The sequence below is a fragment of the Rheinheimera faecalis genome, from assembly GCF_021290965.1.
GTDB classification, from domain to species: Bacteria; Pseudomonadota; Gammaproteobacteria; order Enterobacterales; family Alteromonadaceae; genus Pararheinheimera; species Pararheinheimera faecalis.
Window position 1 is genome coordinate 91,716 of sequence record NZ_JAJOYT010000001.1, and the last position, 17,238, is coordinate 108,953.

Consider the following 17,238-nt stretch of genomic DNA (forward strand, 5'->3'; position numbering starts at 1 on the left):
AGGTATGCCGCAACAAGGCTGTCGGCAGTTGTGGCACTGTACATAATAAAAAGGGCACTTTAAGTGCCCTTTTTGCTGTCTGCCCATTCGTTTCGGATGAACTTAACGGCCTAAGTATTTATCCAGAGTTTTATATAAACCCTGCCACATGGTTTGGTTTTTCTGTTTCAGTTTGGCGGCGTTTTCTGCCAGACGAGGCGCGATTTCTTCCTGTTCAGCCAGTAACTGACTGACTTTTTGCGTCAGGCTGACCGCAGAGAGTTTTTCCAGGCAATAATCCGCCATACCAAAATCAGACATCATCGCATGGTACTTGTGGCTCCAACTGGTCGCAATACAAGGCACACCCTGACTCAGTGCATTAATAGCACCGTGGAAACGCGAGCTGATGGCAACAGAGCTTTGGCCTATAAAGGCTTTAACGGCCAATGGGTCTTCAATCTGAATAATTTCACAAGGGGCTAAGCGAGCAATTTCCTGACACAACAGCTGATCTTCTTTGCCTTCATGATTGACCAGGACCACAGCGTAGCCTAATTCCACCAGCTGATTGGCCGCAGCAGCAAAAGCTTCGACATAGTTAGTGCGCTCCGCTTCAGCATTGGCGTGGTTAAACTTCGACACCACTTTGCTGTTTGGAATAAGTGCCGCAAATTTGCCTTCAATTTCAGGCAAAGCTGTAGTGCTGTGGCCTTTTAAACCCACGGTAAAATCAGGCGTTAACTTCACAGTATCCGGCAGATTGGCTTCACAGCTTTGTAAATGGCTGAATGACACCGGGTCGCGCACGTAAATCAGTGCAGCACTATGAATAATATCGCGCATCGCTGCTTTGCTTTCGTCGCTGCTAAAAGGACCAAAAGCTTGAGGCATAAAGACAAAAGGCTTGCCTGCTTCTTTAAAACGTTTTACTTCACGGGCAGTATTTTGCAGAAACTTCAAAGGCCACTGGTCGCCATAAGCAAAACCGCTGGCTTCTAAAATGACGTCAACATCACGTTCTGTCACCATGCCGTAACGTTTCATCAGGTTACGTAATGAGCCTGGTAATTTGCCAAACCATGGCGTTAAATCCAGGGCTTTGCGGCGGAACGATACTTTTTGCCATGCGCCTAATAAAGCACGCTCACGGTAGGGCAGGTTAGGGCCAGGTGATAACACCAGCTCTGTGTTGTTTAAGGTTTTTAAACCCTGTAAACAGGCCAGCAGCATCAGGTAGGCGCCTTTATTGCGGAACTGCACCCCTTTGATTTCGACTAATAAGGCTTTTGATTCAGACATAAGTTAATAACTCCGTAGCGGTTTTCTTCTCGGAGTGAGGGATCAACGCCTGCGGATCAGGGTAACCCACAGCAATCAGCATCACGACTCGTTCGAAAGGTTGTAATTTCAGTAAGCGGCCAATTTTGGCTTCGTAGTTTTCGATGTCAGGCCAGTTAATAGAACAAGAGGCCAGGCCCATGGTTTCCAACGCCAGCATCAGTTGCATATTGGATAAGCTGGCGTCGATATAAATCACGTGACGGTCGCGCTCAAATGGATAAGCACTTAAATCACCGACCACAGCAAGCAGGGCAGGAATGCCATTGGCATAACCCACAGTGCCCATAGGTAAATTCGCCAGCTTCGTCAGCATTTCGCCTTCTGTCGCTGCTATATAACGAAACGGTTGACGGTTACAGGCACTTGGTGCCTGAGCTGCAGCGGCAACCGCTTGTTCCAGAACGGCTTTAGGTACGCTCTGAGGTAAAAAAGTACGGACTGAACAACGCTGTTGGCACAAGATTAAAAACTGCTCGTAGCTGATGTCAGCTCTGGGTCTTTGTGCGTAAGGTGCTGGTGCAGAAGGACGGCTTTGTTCTAAACGTGGGGTGATCTGGGCTTTTAAGGCGGCAAAAGTAACAGGTTGACTGGCACCTTCAGGCCATTGTGTAACAGAAAAATAGCTATCCATCACATCGTGGCAGTATTTCAGCAGCACTAAATCCAGGGCCTGATGATCAGCCAGCAGGTTTTGTAATGCAGTCAGAGTTTCGTCAATATAATCCAGCGCAAACAAAGACTTGCGCGGCACCATGCTTAAACCTTTTTCCAGCCGGTGAATATTCCGGCGTAAAATAACTGTCGCTATGCTGCTGCTTTCTTCATGCAGGTGATAATGATGCCGGCCCGCCGCTGTGGCATGTTGCTCACGGCGAAAATGCGGGTTAAAAAATGCGTAATACAGCGTTGCTGCCAGACGGCTTTTTGCTGCGTAAGGTAACAAGACCTTGTCGAGCTTTTGCCTGATTTGTTGGAGTTGTTTTTTCATACCGTCTCTTTCTCTACCACCACACCGGAGGCTTTTACCTTCATCAATTGCCATAACTGATGACGGGTTCTTCTGGAAAAAAATATAAAGAAAAATGAAGCGTAGGCATAAGAAATTAATGTTGCCCAGGCTGCACCATCAATGCCCATAATGGGAATCAGCCACCAGTTCAGCAGCACATTCAGCACAGCACCTATGCCATGGCTGGCTAAAGATAATGGCTCCTGATCGGTAATAATTAAATGCTGTCCAATCAGGTAACGGATAAAAATAAATACACCGGCCCAGATATGGATTTGCAGCACCGAAATACCTGCATTAAATTTGTCACCAAAAATCAGTGGTACTAAAGGTGGTGCGACGATGAAAATAACTACGGCGATAGTTAAAGCCATCGCAAAAAAGTAACCACAATATTTTCGCAGCAACAACAGATAACCTGACCAACTACTCTGATGGCTTTTCAGCAATTCAGGATAATACCGCACTGCTAAAGTCGCTGGTATGACATACCACAATTCAGAAATACGACTGACAGCGGCATAGACACCAGCAGCTTCAATATCAATCAGGCGTTCGATCATAATCAGATCGATACGCAGATATACTACAGATAAAATACCTGAAACCCATAACCAGCTGGAGCGGCGCAACAACTCTTTACCATGCTGCCAGTTAAACCAGGCTGGGGTCAGACGACCATGCTGTTCTGTCGAATTAGTCGGACTTTTGTTATGGCCTTTATAAATCTGATACTGCAACACACCTACGGCCGCAAACTCCAGACCTACTATCCAGAACAAAGCGCCAATGCCCATGCCATACCAAAGCACAGCGAGTTTGGCGATAAGGCCTAAAATACCCAACGCCAGCTTGCTGTAAGCGAGGGTACGGAAATGGCCTAAATAATTCTGGTGATACTCAAATAAAATAAAAGCGTTAAACAGCTGGCCTACAAAAAGCACTGCAGCACCCAGCTGATAAGGTTCAAACTCTGACGGTAAATACCAACTGAAACCGATAAACATCAGAGCCGCAAACACAAAGCCTGCAATTAATCGAAGCCAGGTTGCGGTAAATAAGATTTGCTGGCCTGTGCGCAGGTCAGGTGCAGATTGCACAGACTTTTGCACCAGATTATTTAAACCTAAATTGGCTAAGGGGGCTAAAAATGCACTCCAGGTCATCACAATAGAGTAATAACCTGTGGCTTCAGGGCCCAGAATCCGTGCCACTATAATAGTGATTAACGCACCAGCCGCCAGCTTGACTAAACGCTCACCTAATAAAGCAACTGCTTTAGCTTTAGCGACTTTTACTAAAAACTTAACCACGTCGTTTCGCTTTGTAACGTTTTATAGCACGGGTAATACGCCAAATATGCTGCAAAGTGTATGAATAAACACTGAACACTATCAGGAATAACAATAACATAATCAAATCTGGCACCATCAGGTATTCGCCAATGACGCCTACTGTGGCCAACATGCAGGAGAAGCTGCTGATCACGACCAGTGCCTGACGGGAATTTAAACCAAGACGCAAGAAGATATGATGTAAATGTTCACGGTCTGCCAAAAAGGGCGACTGACCTTTACGAATACGGCGCAGCATAATAGCCACCATATCCATCAGTGGTACTGCAATGACCCATAATGCGGTGACAGGGCGAAAACTGGCGGTATCGCTTTGAGTGCCGATGATCAATAACCAAATGACGGTTAAACCAATCAGCATGCTGCCGGCATCACCCATAAAGATTTTGCCTTTGCCTTTCCCTACCACGTCGAGGTTAAACAACAGATAAGGAATAAGCGCGAATACCAGCACCATAGGCAAGACCGCATGTTCCAGTTGTCCACCCATGCCCATCATTAAGGTGACGGAGACAAAAGTCACACCACTGAGCATGCCGGCCAGACCGTCTATGCCGTCAATCATATTAAAAGCGTTAATAGCGGCGATAACGGCAATCAAGGTCACAGGAATGCCTATATAACCTAAAGTAACATCGCCCAGCGAAAATAAATTACCTAAATTACCCAAATGCAGTTGCAGGCCGTACACCATGGCAGAGCCTATCAGCAGTTGGACACAAAGCCGTAATTTGACGCTTAAATCCATAAAGTCATCAAATACACCCAGAATCACAATAGTGCCACCGCACAGCAGGTAGTAGTAGTGAATATCATCTGGCAAGCCAAACCAGGCCAGAGTCAGACCCACGCCGGTGAATATCGAGATACCACCTATTAACGGCACTGAACCTGTGTGCTGCTTGCGGCCCGCAGGTTTATCCACCAGCCCCACTTTGACAGACAAAGGGATCAGAATAAAAATGGCGGTTAAGGTAAGTACAAAGGTGGTAATAAACAGCTGCAGATGTTCTGTCATGTGATTTCCATCAGGTTTTTGGCCTGAAATAATGCGAATTGGCTCAAACGAAATTGGCCTGATTATAGGTGAAGAAATCAGGGCTGACTATGGCGTGTCAGAGATAAAATTGAAAGGAATAACGACTTTGTTTGAAAATAATGCTCTAATTGTTATTTCTGTCACACTTGTTGTGGCAGTGCTGGGTTTTGACTTGTTTTTACGCTGTGAATCAAGACGTTGGCATTACCTATTTATTGAAGCGCCGCTGCGGTTTTGGGTTTTTACACACCAGAACTTCAGCTGTTGATGCAGGATACCCGCTGTGACCAAAGCAGTATTGATTATCACCAATATGGGGCCTAAGCCCTCTGCACCTTTTCAGGGACAGTTTGTTAAAAATCAGATGCTGGCGCTGAAAAAGCGTCAGGCTTTGGCTTATTTCTATATGAGCTGGCATAACGACAGTCTGTTAAACCGCTTGCTGAAATACCCTGTGCTGTTCTTACAATTTTTCTGGTCTTATATTCTGAGCTTTAAAAGCTTTGATGTGATTCATGTGCACTTCTTTTATCCGACGATTTGGCTGGCTTTGGCCTACAAATACCTGCGCAAGCCTTCGGTCAACATTGTGGTCACCTGCCATGGCAGTGATATTTATCACTATCAGCCTTTTAATACGTTGTATCGTTGGTGTTGTGGTGCTGTGGACCAGTGGATTTTTACCAGTGAAAGACTTCAAAGCAAAGCCTTTACCCTTGCTCCCAAAGCTGTGGTGTTGTCCGCTGGTATAGCTCAGGTCTATGCAGATGCAACACAATTAAGCAGAGCGGATAAAGATATCGATCTGCTTTATGTAGGGGCATTGGATAAAAACAAAGGCATGGACAGATTGATAGCGCTGTTGCCTCAAGTTCAAGACAAAAAAATCTGTGTCATTGGCACTGGCCCTTATCAGAGCCAATTTGAACAATTAACTCAAGACTATCCGAATTTACAGCTTGAAGCTGGTCAAACTGCAGAGCAGTTAAAGGCGTTTTATCAGCGCAGTAAATGTTTTTTGAGCTTGTCGCGTAATGAATCTTTTGGTTTGGTGATGACCGAAGCTATGGCCTGTTACACCCCTGTGATTGCAACCTTAACAGATGGCTCGGCAGAGCAGTTGGGGGCCGATTCATTTTGGGTGATTGAGCAGACAGATGAACAGCTTTTACAGCAGCAGTTACTGAAAAAAATTCAGCAGCTATTAAGTTTGTCAGACTCAGACTACACGGCATTGCAGCACTTGGGGCATCAGCATGCAAAAGACTGTCTGGTAGACGATGTAGCGGCAAAAATACAAACACTGTATCAGGCTCTGACGCCTGAACAACGATGATAGAGAAAAGGTAAATACAAGTATGGCAATACAACCTGAAGTGGTACCAGTAGGTGGCATTGGGGTAATGGCGTTCAGCAACATGGCTGCGCTGGTTAATTATGTGATTCAGGATGATGGTACTGTCTTTTCTGGTTCTGCTATAGCGATGAACCCGGAGAAAGTGATTGCCGCCAGTAAAAATCCGGAACTGATGACTATTTTGAACAAAGCCGACATCCGTTATGCCGATGGCATGGGTGTGGTGAAAGTGATGCGGCGTAAATTAGGCCGTAAAGTGGAACGTATTCCAGGTTGTGAGTTGTGGCAGGCTTTGATGGCAAAGGCTGCGATCACGAAAACGCCGGTGTTTTTAGTGGGCGCTAAACCGCAGGTCATGGCGGAAACAGTGGAAAAGCTGACGGCCATGGGTGTGAATGTGGTTGACTCCCAGGACGGTTATTTTAAAGATGAAAATGAACTGATCAGCCGTATTGCTCAAAGTGGTGCCCGTATTGTGACAGTCGCTATGGGATCTCCAAAGCAGGAGTTGTTTATTGGTAAATGTCAGCAGCAATTGCCAGATGCTTATTACATGGGTGTTGGTGGTACTTATGATGTATTCACAGGCCATGTACAACGTGCTCCGGCTTTGTGGTGTAAATTACATTTAGAGTGGGCCTACAGGTTGTTATCACAGCCATCCCGTATTGGTCGTCAGTCTAATTTACTGACGTATGCCTGGTTATATTTGACCAACAAGCTCTGATAAAAACGATTAAAAACAGAGAGAACTATAGTGCAGCAACAGTCCGATTTACCTTTGATCAGCGTCTATATGCCCACTTTTAACAGAGTGGATATGGTGCAACGTGCGATTCGCTCCGTATTGGCGCAGGATTATCCTCATCTTGAGCTTTTGGTGGTCGATGATGCATCTACCGATACCACCTGGGATACCTTAAACCGGATCTATGCAGATGAGCCTCGCGTTCGTTTGTTCCGACAGGACAAGGGGCAGGGCGCTTGTGCGGCGCGTAATCTGGCGATTGCTGAAGCCAAAGGTGAGTTTGTCACAGGTTTGGATGATGACGATGAATTTTTACCGAATCGTCTGAGTTCTTTGTATCAGGCTTATGATGATCAATATGCCTTTGTCTGCTCAAGCTATTTCTGGGATTACGGCACTATACGTAAACAGCTGTATCCGGAAGCAGCCATAGTGGGTTTGAACGAACTGTTGGATGTGCATTGTCTATCCAATCAGGTATTAGTGAAACGCAGCCGTATGCTGGCTCAGGGTGGTTTTGATATTGGCCTTGCTGCATTTCAGGATTATGACATGTGGATCCGCCTGGTGGCAGCTTATGGTAAAGCCTTGCGTCTGGCAGAAGCCACTTATGTGGTGCATGTAGGGCACGAACTCGGCCGTATTACCACCTCACCTAAACGTCTGGCAGCACAAAGTTATTTTGTTGAAAAACATCTGCTTTTGATGAATGAGCGTAATAAGCAGAACCAGCAGTTTTATCGTCTGGTGATGGAACAACAGCAACTCTCTTTTGGCCGTTTGTTGTTTTTCTGTCGTTACGGCTTATGGGCAACTAAAATCCGTTACTACCTGAAACAAAAATTACAGTGGGCGATTAAGTTCCGCCAGCAGCTGTTGAGCAAAGGCATTAAAGGATTGTTTTCGAAAAAATGAGTCAGAATTTGTTAGCCCACGCCAATTTTGTCAGCCTGAGTGCTGTATTGCTTAAACGTTTTTGGCTGTTGTTATTAGCTGCCGCTGTATTGGGCGCGGCAGCATTGTATATATTTCAGCTCAGTGCAGCTGTGCGTTATCAGGCCATTGCTGTGGTGACCTTAACGGACTGGCAAACCGAACGTTTAACCCGGCGTGATGATCCGAATGATAAAAACCCGGCCAATGTAGGTGGAGCCTCCGCTGATGCCGTCTCCAGAGCCTTATTGTGGTTAAAAGATCCTGATTTTTTTCAGTCTCTGGCGCGTTCAGCCAATGCTGAACAATTGAGTGTTGAACACAAAAGACGTGGTAATCTGGTGACGTTGAAGTGGAGCAGTAACTCGGAAAAAAGCGCTGAAAAAGAATTAGCTTTAGTCATCAAGCAATGGGATCAGCGCTGGCGTCAGCAATTTATCCAGCAAAAACAGCAAGAGTTGCAGACTTTGCAGCAGCTTCAGACTCATGAGCTGGTGCAACAACAGCAAAACCGACTGCAGTTTGAACTGGATTATGCAAAACAGGCTCAACCTTTTGCGCTGCACCAGTTACAAAGCCCTGAAGCACCTGAACAAAGTGAAAGTCCGGCTTTATGGCTGATGTTACTTTTTGGCGCCTTTTTTGGTTTTAGCTGCGCTTTTATCCTGTTGATGTTATGGCGGCTTTAATGCGGCTTTCGACTTATTTCCAGCAGGTACAAGCGCTGGATAAACTGATCCTGTTGCTTTGCAGCTGTTACCTGCTGGTGGATGCCTGTAATGGTTTTTTATTAAATCAGTTTGGCCGCAGTTTTGGTTTGTCTGCTCTGTATAAAGTAGTGATGTTGATGTTGATGTTGCTGTCATTAAGTCTGCGCACCGGCAAAGCATTTTTACTCTTTCCAGCACTTTTTGTCTTGTTATTACCCGGTGCTTTTTACAGCTGGCTGCAGCTTGGTGGTTCTTTAGCCGCAGATCTTGGCCTGATCCTGAAACTGATTTCGCCGCTGATTGCGTTTTATTATTTGCTGAGTCTGGCGCAACTGGACAAAGACTTTGCGCTGAAGTCCCTGCATCGGATTTTTGTGCTGAACTACCTGATTGTGCTGGTGAATTTTATTCTCGGCGCCTTAGGCTATGGCTATACCTCTTATTTGCCTCAGCAGCATCTGACCCAAGTGGATTTAGGCAGCAAAGGTTTTTTTAATGCAGCCAACGAGCTTTCAGTGGTGCTTCTGGTGTTATCCGCCTGGCTATTGCAGTACTACTGGCAACAGCAAAAGCTGATTTTCCTGACTGTGGCTGCAACATCTGTCTGGTGCGCCAGTTTAATGCTAACCAAAACAGGGTTATTAGGAAGTCTTATTTTAGTGCTGTTGATCCCCCTGATGCCCTGGTTAATTCGTCTGAACTGGAGCCGTCTGGCATTGGCGATGGTGTTGCTGTTCGCTTCTGCCGCACTCGTCATTTGGCAGGCTCCGCTGCTGTTAAGTCAGCTAGGCCTGGCTGAGAAATTACAGCATATTTATCAACAACAAGGTTTATTGGGCGTCTTGTTATCGTCACGCGACAAATATGCAGCCGAAATCTGGCAGGTGGTCAGTTTTTATTACAGCGATGCACATCGTCTGTTTGGTGTAGGTTTAATTGGGGTATCGGAGCATCTGTGGAAGTTCTGGGCTGAGTCTGATCCTTTTGATTTGTATATTTTTTATGGTGTAGCGGGTTTGATGTTTTTCAGCTGGATTTTTATAGGTTTTATCGCTCAGAATTTAAGGCTATGCAGGCTGTTTTCTTCCGATCTGGCGGCGACCTTAGTGCTGTTAAATCTGTTGTTGCTGATGGTGTCCTGTATTGCTGGTCATGTCATTAGCTCCGGAATGTTGTGGCCGGTCTGGGGATTTATCAATGCGGCGGCTCTGATCCATTGCCAGTCACAGGCCAAGCCAACAGAGACGGAGCTTGCGCATGTTACGCAGTGATTTTGCCCGTAAGCTTCTCAATAACAGTCTGGCTCATGGTTTGAACTTTGGTTCGCGCTGGTTACTCAATCTGGTGGTTGCGCGGCAACTGCTGGCGAGTGATTTTGGCGTCTTCAGTTATGTTTATATGCTGGCGAACCTGTTTTTTCCCACCATCGCCTTTGGTGTCAGTTTTTACCTGATCCACTATTCAGCCAAACAGCAGCAAATCAGTTTGTTGTTCAACAGTCTGGTGCTGAGCTTTATTGTGTTTTTGCTGTTGTGTCTTGGTGTAGTCGGTATTGATTATTGGATCAACGACAGCGTACCTTATTATCTGTATCTGCTGAGTTTGTTGATAGGCTTGGTCTGGGCTGTCAGTCAGGCCATATTCTGTTACCTCAAAGGCCGGCAGCAGTTTTTTGTCGAAGTAAAATCACAGTTTGTTGGCGCTTTAAGTTTGCTGGTGGTGGTCGCTTTACTTTTTGCCGGTGTGATTACAGAGCTGGATGCGATGCTCGAAGCTGTGCTGGTTGCGAGTTTGTTGCCTGTGGTGATGGGACTGAATGTGCTTTGGCCTGAGCTAAAAGCTGGCGTGGGACCTTATTTCCGCAATTTCTTCAGCTACTTTGGCTGGCAGGACATCCGGCATCGGTTGCATTTTGCGCTGCATGATGTGTTTGCCATTATCATGACCAATATTCCTTTTATCTTTCTGGCGTTGTTCAGCACCTTGCTGGCGCTGGGGCAGTTCAGAAAACTGTTTATTCTGTTTATGCCGATCACCTTGTTACCGGTCATTTTTTCGCAGGTGTTTTTAAGTCGGTTAAGCCGACTGACGGAGCTTGGTGCCAAACTGCAGTTTTTCCGTAAGGTGTTTCTGTTCACACTGCCTGTGTTGTCGCTGCCTTACCTGCTGATGTGGCCGCTGGGCGACTGGTTGTATAAGATCTCCTTTAATGAAGCTTTGGACCCTGGCCATCTGTTGATGTTGCATCTGGTGCTGGCGACTTTGTGGATCACCTTGCTGAAAACCTACTTTGAAGTATTGCTGACGTCATTAGGTGCGAACCATTACAAAGCCATGTTAGTGAGCCTGGCGGTGGTGTTAACTGCTTTGGCTTATTGCTGGTTTAATTATGATTTAACTGTAGAGCTGACAGCCTGGTTATTTTTAAGCGGTAATCTGTTGATCACTTCAATGTTGGTTGCTGCCTGCTTGTGGCAAATCAGGAAGCAGCAACACAATAATAAATAGTCGTCAGGCTATGCTATGGTTAAAAGTAGTTCTGGTGACGCTGATACAGGGGGTACTGTGCGTAAAGCTGTTTTGCTTACAGGTTTTTTCTGCTGTCAAAACAGTATGGCTGCAGAGGTCACCTGGCTGAAAACGGATTGGCCTCCTCATCAAATCACTACAGGTGTGTATCAGGAGCAGGGGACATTTGATGTATTGCAAAAACTGGTGGTGGCAGGTTTACCGCATCTGACGCACCAGATAAAAGTCGTTAACCTGCAGAGACTGGAACAGGCATTTTTGCAAAACAGCCAGGGTGTGTGTAGCTTTGGTTCGCTTTTTACTGAAGAAAGAGCCAAAACGCGTTGGTATTCTAAAGCTGTTGCCGTACTTCCGGGTTTAGCAGTGCATTTCAGACAAAATTCCGATCTAAAACAGCATCAAGCCGTGCAGACGAATGGTAGCGTTGATGTACGTCAGTTGGCGCAGGACAAAAAACTGACCGGAGTGTATCAGCCGAATCGCTTTTATCCGTCCTCAGTGATGGATGCTGCGCAGCACGCCAACTTTATTCCACAAGAGTTTACCAGTCAAATTAATGCCGCCGCTTTGCTGTTATCCAAACGGGTGGATTATGTCGTTGAGTATCCTGAGCGTATGGCGTTTTACCTGAAGCAAAATCAACAACATCAGCAAGGTATAAAGCTTCAGAGTCGGGCGATCTCAGATGCCTCTCCTTATGCAGTGTCCTACATTACCTGCAACAAAAGCCCGCAAGGAGAGCAAGTTATTGCTCAAATTAATAAGGTGCTGGACATGTTGTGGCAACAGGACCACTACAAGACCGCTATGTTTCACTGGGTGGATGAAGAGACTAAGTCCAGATTGGAAAGTGCTTATACAGAAGTACAGCAACAGGTATTGGGTAGCTCTGAACTTGTGAAGCAATAAAAAGGCCGGTTTTGATGAACCGGCCTGGTGTTGATTTAAGAAAGTTTTATCTTAATGTGCAGAGCGCAGTGGGCCAACCACGTTGATCAGGCTGTGTTTGCTGAAATCCAAATCACCAAAACCTTTGTGGTTCACCAGAATCACAATAATGTCTGCTTTTAAACCTTGTTCAACAGACACCAATTCCACGTTGGAAGCGAGTTTATTGGTTTTTTCCACGTTTGGCTCAACCGCATAGATTTTGCCTTGATACGCAGCGGCTAAATCGTTGACTATGTGCAGCGCCGGGCTTTCACGCAAATCGTCAATATCCGGTTTAAAGGCTAAACCAAAACAGGCGATAGAAGGCTTATGTAAAGCGTGATTGGCCACAGTGGATAATACTTTTTGCAGTACCCATTGAGGTTTAAAGTCGTTTACTTCGCGGGCTGTACGAATAAGTTTTGCTTGCTCTGGTGCTGAGTGCACAATAAACCAAGGATCCACCGCAATACAGTGACCACCTACACCAGCACCTGGCGTCAGAATATTTACGCGAGGGTGGCGGTTCGCCATTTTAATCAGTTCCCAGACGTTAATGTTCAACTCATCACAGATTAAGGATAACTCGTTGGCAAAAGCGATATTGACGTCACGGAAGGCGTTTTCAGTCAGTTTCGACATTTCAGCGGTGCGGGCATCAGAAATCAAACATTCGCCTGTAACGAAGGTTTGATACAGCGTTTTGGCTTTTTCAGAACAGGCAGGAGTTAAACCACCCACAATACGGTCATTGGCAATCAGCTCATAGACTACGCGGCCAGGTAACACCCGCTCAGGGCAATAGGCGACATGAATATCAGGCTGTGAAGAGTCGGTGGGTACTGTTAAATCAGGACGGGCTTCACGTATCCACTGACAGATTTTTTCTGTGGTGCCGACCGGGCTGGTTGATTCAAGCACCACTAAGTTTCCCTTGGTCAATACTGGCGCAATAGATTTCACCGCAGCTTCAACATAAGTTAAATCTGGTGACAGATCATCAAAAAATGGAGTAGGCACGGCTATCATAAACGCATCAGCTGGAGCAGGGCTGGTTTGAGCTGATAAGTAACCACCTGTCACTGCGGCATGCACCAGCATGTCCAGTTCAGGTTCTACAATGTGAATTTTACCCTGATTGATGGTGTCTACAGCGTGTTGATTCACGTCTATACCAATCACACGCAGCTTGCGTGATGCCAACATGGCTGCCGTTGGCAAGCCGATATACCCTAAACCAATCACTGATACCGTTTTAAACATAACGAACTCCATTAACCTTGTTGGCTCTTTCTTTGTTGACATCTTATCACAGCACGCCAGAAAGCTTAGATGACAGATAGCTGCTGTTGAAGAAAATTTTTAATAAAATAACAGTGTTAGCTGAATGGCTGCTTAGCGACTCTGTGGTATCTTGCTGCTATGAACTGCTCACACTAGTCACAAGGATTATGCAGTGAAAGATTTTTTAGAACCCTTTTTATATCCGCAGAATATATTCCTCTGGTTGTTTTTTTTCGCCTGTCTGTATTATCGCCGTAAAGGCTTATGGCTGTTGCTGATTTGGTTTTATCTAAGCGGCAATACATTAGTCGCCAATCAGGTGCGGGACTGGTACAACACGCAAATCAGTACGGCAGAATTGCCGGCTAATTTTAACGGTGACTATGTGCTTTTAGGCTGTGGCGGTAATGAACACAGCTTGCCAGATTGCGCCAGTAACCGAATTAACCAGTTGGCTCTGATGATTAATGCCCAGCAGCGGCCTGTGCAGGTTTATATGACCACTTTGCACTGTGCGCCTTATGAAACCTTACTAAAGCAAAAAACCGAATATGCTGCAATCCAGTGTTTTGATGGCGGACCAACGACCTATCACGAGTTTGCCTCTTTGGAGCAAAAGCTGGATAAAACCAAAAACTATCTGTTTATCAGCAGCGATTACCATGCGCTTCGAGTGAAAAAGTTAGCGCAGATGCATCAGCTCAATGCACAGGTGTATGCCGCCTCCAGTGCGACCTTCAGGCCGGTGAATTGTGGTTGGAATTGCTTATTGACGGTGAATTTATCGAACTATGATTTGTTCTCAAAGCTGGCGGCAGAAACCGCCAGTCTGCAAGTCTATTGGCTGACTAAAGACTGGACTGAGTGGTATACCCCGCGTTCTTGAAGCTGCAGCTTTGTTGACTGCGCTACTCGCCCCAGTCACATAGGACAACTATGCTCCTGGGGTCTCGCTCACTTGTCGTCGCGCTGCAACTCCAATTACTTTGGGTATCTATGGGTCATACAGTTAACGGGCGTTACGGATAATTTCCTGCGCCATTAAATCTGCCACTTCGTTGGTTGGTTTTTGCTGTGCATCAGCACGTTCGAAGATATTGATCAGCGTATGGTAAATCTGGTTCACTTTAGCCGTAGATTCTTCTGCGTTGTAGCCCACTGCACGCATTTCCATTGCCACGTTGATAATGCCACCCGCATTGATCACGTAATCCGGTGCGTACAGAATTCCTTTTTGGCGTAACAGTTCACCATGGCGGCTTTCTTTGAGCTGGTTATTGGCACAACCTGCAATGATTTTGCATTTCAGCTGAGGAATAGTGATGTCGTTAATGGTGGCACCTAAAGCGCAAGGAGCGTAGATGTCAGCGTCAATAGCATAGATTTCATCTAAGCCTACAGCTGTCGCGTTAAACTGTGCTACGGCGCGGCTGACCGCATCCTGATTGATATCAGTAACAATCAGTTTGGCGCCTTCTTTGTGCAGGTATTCGCACAGATAAAAACCAACGCTGCCTAAACCTTGCACCGCAACGGTCAAACCATTCAAATCATCTGTGCCGAACTTGTGCTTAGCGGCGGCTTTAATACCACGGTAAGTCCCTAATGCGGTAAAAGGACCAGGGTTACCACTTAAGCCTTCTAAACCTGCTACGTAAGGAGTTTCTTTATTGACGATCATAATGTCGCCCGTTGTGATATTCACATCTTCTGCGCTGACATAACGGCCGCTTAATGAATGCACAAACTTGCCGAACTTACGGAACAGAGCTTCAGATTTGATTTTTTTCGCATCACCAATAATCACTGCCTTACCGCCGCCTAATGGCAAACCAGCCATAGCATTTTTGTAAGTCATGCCGCGGGATAAACGTAATACGTCGACTAAGGCATCTTCATCAGCGACATAGTCCCACATACGGCAGCCGCCAGTTGCCGGACCTAAAGCTGTGCTGTGAATTGCAATAATAGCTTTTAAACCAGTGCTTTCATCACTGCAGAATACGACTTGCTCATGGTTATCAAATTCAGGATGGTTAAATACAGCCACGACTTGTTCTCCGTTGATATAACTCACCATGCCACAGAGGGCAGGGCCTAAGGGCTTTTTGCGCCGCGGAATGTACCACTTCACTGCAGCTTTCGCCATCGATCTGTAAAAACAAAATCTGGTAAGACCAGGTGATTGTCGACAATTGAAGCCAGCTCTTGATTGTGTGGATTGAGTCACATAAAGTAACGCCACTTGGAGAAAGGAAAACAGTAATGGCAGAACAATTAACCGAGGAACAACAAGCGGAAGCGAACAGTGAGTGGGTTCGCATCCAGTTCCAGAAAGCAAACCAGTATTTGGCCGAAAAGGGCATATTGCCAGACAATGTGGCAGTGTCTGAATCTCGTTATTTAACACCATTAATGGCGGTGTGGAAGATTACAGCACAGGATCGTAAACAATACTGGGTGATAAGTGGTGATTTACCTACAGATCACATGCCTTTGTCGGCAGCACAAGATGCAAGAGAAGCGGTGCGGGCTTTTTCGTTAAGCTGGCAGTTAAAGGCTGAGCAGGTAATGAACTCAGGTTCTATCGATAAAACGAAAGCAGATTTCGCTAACTTATTGGTGCACAGAGCTCATGGTTTGTATGATTTATTTAATAAAGAAGAGCTGTGGGCTAAGCAGAGCTAAGCTGGTTTTTAGTATATAAATCTTTACAAGGCTTCGAGTCGTTTTTTTGAGTTGTTCAATAAAGCTTAGAAGCATAAAAAAAACCGCCATTGGCGGTTTTTTTTATGCTTGAACTTAAGGTTCAGGTTACTCCGTAAAGTACCAGTACCCTTTATTGATCAGCAAAGTGATCAACTGTAAACGGCCATGGTCTGCCGCGAAATGTTGGCAGTCTTCTGCACTCAGGCTGATTTGGTCTGTCAGTTTTTTTACCGTTTCAAGCTCAATAGCCGGCACTAAAAAGCGGTCACCATTGATAAACAACTGGATATCTTCAGCAGCAGTGGCCTGATAATACAAAGTGCGTAGGCCACCTAATTTGGCCAGCACTGATCCTTCTTCCAGATACTCACCAATTTCATCGGCTTCATAATGTGGATCAGGTCCTGTTGCATCCAATTCATGTTTGGCATGGCTGATATAACTGCCAAACCACTGAGCGGCAAAGTGTTTATCGTCGACTAACTGGCGCAATAAACCTTGCACTTGGGTTAAATCACCGTCGCTTATCGCACCGACTGAATCCGGTACCTGACGCTCTGGATCCGTAAAACGACGACCAGTAATGTCCTGATCGATCAGATGATCAGCCAGGCCTGTCAGTAAATCTTTTTGCGCTGGAGCACGAAAACCGACTGAATAATTCAGTGACGGGTCCAAAGAAATGCCATCGTGTGGGCAACCCGGTGGAATATATAAAATATCGCCAGGTTCAGTGATCACATCAATGCAGTCGATAAAAGGAGTCACCTGCAATAAACGAGGGTGAGGGCAGTGCTGTTTTAAACTGCTGTCCGGCATGCCCACGCGCCAGTGGCGTTTACCCTGGCCCTGGATAATAAAGACATCATATTGATCCAGATGCGGGCCTACACCTCCACCAGCAGTAGAAAAGCTCACCATCAAATCATCAATACGCCAGTTTGGAATAAAGCGGAACGGCTCAATCAAAGCAGCAGAGTGCGGATGCCAGTGATCCACGGCCTGGACTAACAATGTCCAGCCTTCTTCGCCTAAATGGCTGAAATCCTCAAAAGGGCCGGTCTCCATATCCCATACCGCATTTTTATTGCTAACAATACGGGATTCGATTTCTTCTTCACCGGCCAGGCCTGCCAGTTCGTCCGGGCTGATAGGGTCGATAAAGTTTCTAAAGCCCGCTTTGATAAGCAAAGGCTTTTTCTGCCAGTACTCTGCTAAAAACTGTGCAGGAGTTAATTCATTTAAAAATAATTGGTACATAGTTCTGTTTCACCATAAAAACAGGGCGATAAAATCGCCCTGTTGAAGGTTC

The 17,238-nt window shown here is 45.9% G+C and carries 16 protein-coding genes; 9 read left to right on the forward strand and 7 right to left on the reverse strand.

What is annotated here, in order from left to right; genetic code table 11:
• Positions 1-102 precede the first annotated feature (102 nt).
• Genes LSG34_RS00435 through wecA form a run of 4 tightly spaced genes read right to left on the reverse strand, consistent with a single transcriptional unit; the run spans position 103 to position 4,705 of the window.
• The gene (locus LSG34_RS00435; protein ID WP_233006848.1) at positions 103-1,281 is read right to left on the reverse strand and encodes a polysaccharide pyruvyl transferase family protein; all 1,179 of its coding nucleotides are present in this window, start codon (positions 1,279-1,281) and stop codon (positions 103-105) included.
• Positions 1,274-2,311: a nitroreductase family protein gene (locus LSG34_RS00440; RefSeq protein ID WP_233006849.1), complete on the reverse strand. Its 1,038-nt coding sequence runs from the start codon at positions 2,309-2,311 to the stop codon at positions 1,274-1,276. Before LSG34_RS00440 ends, LSG34_RS00435 begins: the two co-directional genes overlap by 8 nt.
• Complete coding sequence (locus tag LSG34_RS00445; protein ID WP_233006850.1) at positions 2,308-3,645, reverse strand: flippase; 1,338 nt, start codon at positions 3,643-3,645, stop codon at positions 2,308-2,310. The genes LSG34_RS00440 and LSG34_RS00445 overlap by 4 nt, the downstream gene beginning before the upstream one ends.
• Positions 3,638-4,705, reverse strand: coding sequence for a UDP-N-acetylglucosamine--undecaprenyl-phosphate N-acetylglucosaminephosphotransferase (gene wecA, locus LSG34_RS00450; protein WP_233006851.1), 1,068 nt, complete (start codon positions 4,703-4,705; stop codon positions 3,638-3,640). The genes LSG34_RS00445 and wecA overlap by 8 nt, the downstream gene beginning before the upstream one ends.
• A gap of 304 nt (positions 4,706-5,009) precedes the next feature.
• On the opposite strand from wecA, the gene LSG34_RS00455 reads away from it, so the two are divergent.
• Genes LSG34_RS00455 through LSG34_RS00485 form a run of 7 tightly spaced genes read left to right on the forward strand, consistent with a single transcriptional unit; the run spans position 5,010 to position 11,912 of the window.
• The gene (locus LSG34_RS00455; RefSeq protein ID WP_233006855.1) at positions 5,010-6,062 is read left to right on the forward strand and encodes a glycosyltransferase family 4 protein; all 1,053 of its coding nucleotides are present in this window, start codon (positions 5,010-5,012) and stop codon (positions 6,060-6,062) included.
• Between the two features lie 22 nt (positions 6,063-6,084).
• Positions 6,085-6,810, forward strand: coding sequence for a WecB/TagA/CpsF family glycosyltransferase (locus LSG34_RS00460; protein ID WP_233006856.1), 726 nt, complete (start codon positions 6,085-6,087; stop codon positions 6,808-6,810).
• A 30-nt stretch (positions 6,811-6,840) separates the two neighbouring features.
• Positions 6,841-7,746, forward strand: coding sequence for a glycosyltransferase (locus tag LSG34_RS00465; RefSeq protein WP_233006857.1), 906 nt, complete (start codon positions 6,841-6,843; stop codon positions 7,744-7,746).
• A complete protein-coding gene (locus LSG34_RS00470; protein WP_233006858.1) occupies positions 7,743-8,453 on the forward strand; it encodes a hypothetical protein in 711 nt (236 codons plus the stop codon). Before LSG34_RS00465 ends, LSG34_RS00470 begins: the two co-directional genes overlap by 4 nt.
• Positions 8,453-9,745 (forward strand): O-antigen ligase family protein, encoded by a 1,293-nt coding sequence (locus LSG34_RS00475; RefSeq protein ID WP_233006860.1) that lies wholly within the window; start codon positions 8,453-8,455, stop codon positions 9,743-9,745. Before LSG34_RS00470 ends, LSG34_RS00475 begins: the two co-directional genes overlap by 1 nt.
• The gene (locus LSG34_RS00480) at positions 9,732-10,982 is read left to right on the forward strand and encodes a lipopolysaccharide biosynthesis protein (protein ID WP_233006861.1); all 1,251 of its coding nucleotides are present in this window, start codon (positions 9,732-9,734) and stop codon (positions 10,980-10,982) included. The genes LSG34_RS00475 and LSG34_RS00480 overlap by 14 nt, the downstream gene beginning before the upstream one ends.
• 15 nt (positions 10,983-10,997) lie before the next feature.
• Entirely contained in the window at positions 10,998-11,912 is a 915-nt protein-coding gene (locus LSG34_RS00485; RefSeq protein WP_233006862.1) for a hypothetical protein, read from the forward strand.
• A 51-nt stretch (positions 11,913-11,963) separates the two neighbouring features.
• Here LSG34_RS00485 and wecC read toward each other — a convergent pair whose 3' ends face one another.
• Positions 11,964-13,196: a UDP-N-acetyl-D-mannosamine dehydrogenase gene (gene wecC / locus LSG34_RS00490; RefSeq protein WP_233006863.1), complete on the reverse strand. Its 1,233-nt coding sequence runs from the start codon at positions 13,194-13,196 to the stop codon at positions 11,964-11,966.
• Between the two features lie 193 nt (positions 13,197-13,389).
• Here wecC and LSG34_RS00495 point away from each other — a divergent pair, with 193 nt between their 5' ends.
• Positions 13,390-14,103 carry a hypothetical protein gene (locus LSG34_RS00495; RefSeq protein ID WP_233006865.1) on the forward strand — a complete coding sequence of 238 codons (714 nt, stop codon included), beginning with the start codon at positions 13,390-13,392 and terminating at the stop codon, positions 14,101-14,103.
• Positions 14,104-14,226: 123 nt separating this feature from the next.
• Here the strand turns inward: LSG34_RS00495 and LSG34_RS00500 are convergent, their stop codons facing one another.
• A complete protein-coding gene (locus tag LSG34_RS00500) occupies positions 14,227-15,351 on the reverse strand; it encodes a Leu/Phe/Val dehydrogenase (protein ID WP_332909068.1) in 1,125 nt (374 codons plus the stop codon).
• A 131-nt stretch (positions 15,352-15,482) separates the two neighbouring features.
• Here LSG34_RS00500 and LSG34_RS00505 point away from each other — a divergent pair, with 131 nt between their 5' ends.
• A complete protein-coding gene (locus tag LSG34_RS00505) occupies positions 15,483-15,905 on the forward strand; it encodes a DUF4826 family protein (RefSeq protein ID WP_233006866.1) in 423 nt (140 codons plus the stop codon).
• Positions 15,906-16,031: 126 nt separating this feature from the next.
• On the opposite strand, the gene LSG34_RS00510 is transcribed toward LSG34_RS00505, so the two are convergent.
• On the reverse strand, positions 16,032-17,186 hold the full coding sequence (locus LSG34_RS00510; protein ID WP_233006868.1) for a ribosomal protein uL16 3-hydroxylase: 1,155 nt from the start codon (positions 17,184-17,186) through the stop codon (positions 16,032-16,034).
• Positions 17,187-17,238: the final 52 nt, after the last annotated feature.

Coding starts and splice junctions, on each gene's coding strand:
- LSG34_RS00480 (WP_233006861.1), top strand. CDS start 9,732: ATGTTACGCAGTGATTTTGCCCGTAAGCTTCTCAATAACAGTCTGGCT.
- LSG34_RS00510 (WP_233006868.1), bottom strand. CDS start 17,186: ATGTACCAATTATTTTTAAATGAATTAACTCCTGCACAGTTTTTAGCA.
- LSG34_RS00470 (WP_233006858.1), top strand. CDS start 7,743: ATGAGTCAGAATTTGTTAGCCCACGCCAATTTTGTCAGCCTGAGTGCT.
- LSG34_RS00440 (WP_233006849.1), bottom strand. CDS start 2,311: ATGAAAAAACAACTCCAACAAATCAGGCAAAAGCTCGACAAGGTCTTG.
- LSG34_RS00505 (WP_233006866.1), top strand. CDS start 15,483: ATGGCAGAACAATTAACCGAGGAACAACAAGCGGAAGCGAACAGTGAG.
- LSG34_RS00485 (WP_233006862.1), top strand. CDS start 10,998: ATGGTTAAAAGTAGTTCTGGTGACGCTGATACAGGGGGTACTGTGCGT.
- LSG34_RS00435 (WP_233006848.1), bottom strand. CDS start 1,281: ATGTCTGAATCAAAAGCCTTATTAGTCGAAATCAAAGGGGTGCAGTTC.
- LSG34_RS00475 (WP_233006860.1), top strand. CDS start 8,453: ATGCGGCTTTCGACTTATTTCCAGCAGGTACAAGCGCTGGATAAACTG.
- LSG34_RS00460 (WP_233006856.1), top strand. CDS start 6,085: ATGGCAATACAACCTGAAGTGGTACCAGTAGGTGGCATTGGGGTAATG.
- wecA (WP_233006851.1), bottom strand. CDS start 4,705: ATGACAGAACATCTGCAGCTGTTTATTACCACCTTTGTACTTACCTTA.
- wecC (WP_233006863.1), bottom strand. CDS start 13,196: ATGTTTAAAACGGTATCAGTGATTGGTTTAGGGTATATCGGCTTGCCA.